Source organism: Bradyrhizobium sp. PRIMUS42, from assembly GCF_023006515.1.
Taxonomy (GTDB): Bacteria; Pseudomonadota; Alphaproteobacteria; order Rhizobiales; family Xanthobacteraceae; genus Bradyrhizobium.
Window position 1 is genome coordinate 1 of the sequence record NZ_JALBGZ010000693.1, and the last position, 3,280, is coordinate 3,280.

The 3,280-nt window shown below is 65.0% G+C and carries 2 protein-coding genes and 1 riboswitch; of the genes, one reads left to right on the plus strand and one right to left on the minus strand.

Translation table 11 applies throughout. The features are described 5' to 3' along the window. The coding region (gene gcvT, locus MOV75_RS31980) for a glycine cleavage system aminomethyltransferase GcvT (protein WP_246931421.1) at window positions 1–817 on the minus strand (817 nt) is incomplete at its 3' end. A 146-nt stretch (window positions 818–963) separates the two neighbouring features. Beyond that, a riboswitch (glycine riboswitch) is annotated at window positions 964–1,054 on the minus strand. A 245-nt stretch (window positions 1,055–1,299) separates the two neighbouring features. Between gcvT and alaS the strand changes: the two genes are divergently transcribed. Further along, window positions 1,300–3,280 (plus strand): alanine--tRNA ligase (gene alaS / locus MOV75_RS31985; protein ID WP_247007312.1); only part of this gene is annotated, 1,981 nt, incomplete at its 3' end.

A 3,280-nucleotide genomic window follows, 5' to 3' on the forward strand; every position in this document is an offset into this window, starting at 1 on the left:
CGCCGCTGCGGCGGCTCTTCTGCACCGACCATTCCAGCGCAGCCTCGACCGGCGTGGTGGCGGTGTCGATGTCGTGGCCATAGAGGCAGAGCCCGGCTTCCAGCCGCAGGCTGTCGCGGGCGCCAAGGCCGATCGGCAGCACGTCGGGGTTTTCGAGCAGCATCTTTGCGAGGCGCTCGGCGTCCGCAGCGGGGACCGAAATCTCAAAGCCGTCCTCGCCGGTGTAACCCGAGCGCGAGACGAAGCAGGCGATGCCGGCAACCTGGCGCGGACCGGCATCCATGAATGTCATGGACGGCGCCTCTGCACACAATTTCGCCAGCACCGCTTCCGCCTTCGGACCCTGCAGCGCGATCAGCGCGCGGTCGGCGAGGGACTCGATGACGCAATCGTCCGAGAGATTCGCGCGCAGATGCGCCTCGTCTTCGGCCTTGCAGGCGGCGTTGACGACCAGGAACAGATGGTCGCCGAAATTGGCGACCATGAGATCGTCGAGAATGCCGCCATCCGCATTGGTGAACTGGGCATAGCGCTGCCGCCCCTCGGCAACCGCCACGATATCCTGCGGCACCAGCCGTTCCAGCGCGCGGGCGGCGTCCTCGACCCTCCCGGACTTCGGCCGGAGTGCGAGCTGCCCCATATGGGAGACGTCGAACAGGCCGGCGGAGGCTCGGGTATGGAGGTGCTCCTTCAGCACGCCCGCAGGGTATTGCACGGGCATGTCATAGCCCGCGAACGGCACCATCTTGCCGCCCAGGGACACATGAAGCCCGTGAAGGGGCGTACGTTTCAGGGAGTCTTGGTCGTGCGCTAGCATCTCAAGGGGCCCTCGGCGGTTCCCCGGGGACGATTCCCCGATGGACACCAGTCGAAGCCCCATCTGTCGCTGTGCCTGAGAGTATTATCCCGTCGGCGGACGCCATCCGGGTCTAGACCCGTCGGCGCCTCTTTCCAGATGCTGTCAAAGCCACGCGGTCCTTTTGCCTGAGAGTTTCCGGGGCGGTTGCTCCTTCGGCGCCGGCTGCCTAAAGCCGGTCTCTCCCGACGTGGCCGTACGATACAGATGGGTACAGACCACAGGCTAGCCAAGCCTGTCAACGCGTCCGCTTGGCCTATCAACGGGATTGCAAAGGGGATTGAGCGGCTGCGGCAACCCTCTGATCTGCTTGCACATCTCCTTGCACAGTTTCTGGACAGCGAAGCTGGCCTTGTCTAAAAGCGCTTTGGCCCGCAGATATCAGCCTTAACGTTACGGTTGGATGGCGAGAAGCGGGTCCAAGCACACCCGATTGGATGAACATGAGCGGCGTCAACGAGATCAGGTCGACCTTTCTGAACTTCTTTGCCGAGAACGGCCACGAGATCGTGTCGTCCTCGCCATTGGTGCCGCGCAACGACCCGACGTTGATGTTCACCAATGCCGGCATGGTGCAGTTCAAGAACGTCTTCACCGGCGTCGAGAAGCGGCCCTATCAGCGCGCCACCACGTCGCAGAAATGCGTGCGCGCCGGCGGCAAGCACAACGACCTCGACAATGTCGGCTACACCGCGCGCCATCTCACCTTCTTCGAGATGCTCGGCAACTTCTCGTTCGGCGATTATTTCAAGGAGCGCGCGATCGAGCTGGCCTGGACCCTGATCACCAAGGAGTTCGGGCTCAAGAAGGACAAGCTGCTCGTCACGGTCTACCACACCGACGACGAGGCGGCCGGCCTGTGGAAGAAGATCGCCGGCTTCTCCGAGGACCGCATCATCCGCATCCCGACCTCGGACAATTTCTGGGCGATGGGCGACACCGGGCCGTGCGGCCCGTGCTCGGAGATTTTCATCGACCGTGGCGAGCACATCTGGGGCGGGCCTCCGGGCTCGCCGGAAGAGGACGGCGACCGCTTCCTCGAATTCTGGAATCTCGTGTTCATGCAATACGAGCAGGTGACGAAGGAGGAGCGCGTGGATCTGCCGCGTCCCTCGATCGACACCGGCATGGGGCTCGAGCGCATGGCCTGCATCATGCAGGGCGTCGACAGCGTGTTCGAAACCGATTTGTTCCGCCAGCTGATCGATGCGACAGCCTCGGCGCTCGGCAGCGGGCCGAACGAGCAGACCGTCGCCTCGTTCCGCGTCATCGCCGACCATCTGCGCTCCTCGGCCTTCCTGGTCGCGGACGGCGTGCTGCCCTCGAACGAGGGCCGCGGTTACGTGCTGCGCCGGATCATGCGCCGCGCGATGCGCCATGCGCAGCTGCTGGGTGCGAAAGAGCCGCTGATGCATCGGCTGGTCTGGGCGCTGGTGCGCGAGATGGGCCAGGCCTATCCCGACCTGATGCGCGCGGAGACTCTGATCGAGGAAACGCTGCGGCTGGAAGAGACCCGTTTCCGCAAGACGCTGGTTCGCGGCCTTGCCATCCTCGACGAGAAGAGCGCGTCCCTGAAGAAGGGCGACATGTTCGACGGCGACGTCGCCTTCACGCTGTACGACACCTACGGCTTCCCGCTCGACCTGACGCAGGACGCGCTGAAGTCGCGCGGCATCGGCGTCGACCAGGCCTCCTTCTCCGATGCGATGGAGCGGCAGAAGGCGAAGGCGCGCGAGTCCTGGAAGGGCTCCGGCGAGGCGGCATCCGAGGCGATCTGGTTCCCGCTGCGCGAGAAGCTCGGCGCCACCGAATTTTTGGGCTACGAGACCGAGAGCGCCGAGGGCGTGGTGTCCGCGCTGGTCAAGGATGGCGCTGAAGTCGCCAGCCTGAAGGCCGGCGAGACGGGCGCGATCGTGCTGAACCAGACGCCGTTCTATGCGGAGTCCGGCGGCCAGGTCGGCGACACCGGCGTGCTTCTTGGCGAGGGCGGCCTCAAGTTCCGCGTCACCGACACGCAGAAGAAGCTCGGCGATTTCTTCGTTCACGTCGGCACGGTCGAGAGCGGCGAGCTCAAGCTCGGCACCGCGCTGCAGCTCGAGGTCGATCATTCCAGGCGCTCCTCGATCCGCGCGCATCATTCGGCGACGCATCTCATTCATGAAGCGCTGCGCCAGGTGCTCGGCGACCACATCGCCCAGCGCGGCTCGATGGTCGCGCCGGACCGCCTGCGCTTCGACTTCGTGCATCCCAAGCCGATCTCGGCGGAGGAGCTTGCCCGCGTCGAAGACATCGCCAACGACGTGGTGCTGGAGAATGACGAGGTCACCACGCGCGTGATGGGCGTGGACGAGGCCCGCGAGGCTGGCGCGCGCGCTTTGTTCGGCGAGAAATACGGCGACGAGGTTCGCGTCGTCTCGATGGGCC